This window comes from Saccharopolyspora elongata (genome assembly GCF_004348985.1).
Classification (GTDB): domain Bacteria; phylum Actinomycetota; class Actinomycetes; order Mycobacteriales; family Pseudonocardiaceae; genus Saccharopolyspora; species Saccharopolyspora elongata.
The window spans coordinates 1-1,377 of record NZ_SMKW01000216.1 but is presented as its reverse complement, the minus strand read 5'-3'; the positions used below and the strand labels follow the sequence as shown (position 1 = coordinate 1,377).

Below are 1,377 nucleotides of genomic sequence, written 5' to 3'. Positions count from 1 at the left end.
CCAGAACAGCAACGCGCCGACCACCCAGACCACGCAGGACGAGTCCCTCACAGTGCCCGCCGAGGTAGAGAACCAGATCATCCAGTGGCGTCCGCTTCCGGAAAACGAAGGCCCGCAGACGCTGAAGAAATACCTGGACAAACTCCCCTTGGGCAACGGCCAACACCTACCCCTCACCCGTAACGGGAGCAACCACCTTGATCCCGACACGCAGAACCTCGTGTGGCAATGGGCACAAGGCCTGCACGGACAGATGAGCGCCCCCGAGGTGGAGAGACTGTCCGGCCGCCTGATCAGCGACCGCCTTGTGTCCACGTGGTGGCAGGCGATGCGGCTGTCTGTGGAGGTGCCCGCCGAGATAGAGAACCAGATCATCCAGTGGCGTCCGGGAAACAAAGACGAAGGCGGCCCGCAGACACTGAAGGAATTCCTGGACACCCTCCCCTTGGGCAACGGCCAACAACTACCCCTCACCCGTAACGTGGGCAACCACCTTGATCCCGTCACGCAGAAGCTCGTACAGCAATGGATTCAAGGCCTGCACGGACAGGAAAGCCCCGGCGGGGTGGTGACGCTGTCCGGCGGCCTGGTAGGCGACCGCCGCACTGTGTCCAAGTTGTGGCGGCCGATGCCGCCGTCTGTGGAGGTGCCCGCCGAGATAGAGAACCAGATCATCCAGTGGCGTCCGGGAAAGAAAGACGAAGGCGGCCCGCAGACACTGGAGGAATACCTGAAGAAACTCCCCTTGGGCAACGGCCAACAACTACCCCTCACCCGTAACAGGAGCGGCCACCTTGATCCCGTCACGCAGAAGCTCGTACAGCAATGGGCACAAGGCCTGCACGAACAGATGAGCACCCCCGAGGTGGCGAAACTGTCCGGCGGCCTGGTTTCCCAACCGACCAAGCGGTGGCGGCCGATGTCGCCGTCTGTGGAGGTGCCCGCCGAGGTAGAGAACCAGATCATCCAGTGGCGTCCGGGAAAGAAAGACGAAGGCGGCCCGCAGACACTGGAGGAATACCTGAAGAAACTCCCCTTGGGCAACGGCCAACAACTACCCCTCACCCGTAACGGGAGCGGCCACCTTGATCCCGTCACGCGGAAGCTCGTACAGCAATGGGCACAGGGCCTGCACGGACAGGAAAGCGCCAGCGGGGTGGTGACGCTGTCCGGCGGCCTGGTAAAGGACCGCCGCATTGTGTCCACGTGGTGGCGGCCGATGCCGCCGTCTGTGGAGGTGCCCGCCGAGATAGAGAACCAGATCATCCAGTGGCGTCCGGGAAAGAAAGACGAAGGCGGCCCGCAGACACTGGAGGAATACCTGAAGAAACTCCCCTTGGGCAACGGCCAACAACTACCCCTCACCCGTAACGGGAG

The 1,377-nt window shown here is 62.8% G+C and carries 1 pseudogene; it reads left to right on the top strand.

Annotated elements, in window-relative coordinates:
• Positions 1-1,377: pseudogene (locus E1288_RS47785) on the top strand (hypothetical protein); the annotation flags it as partial.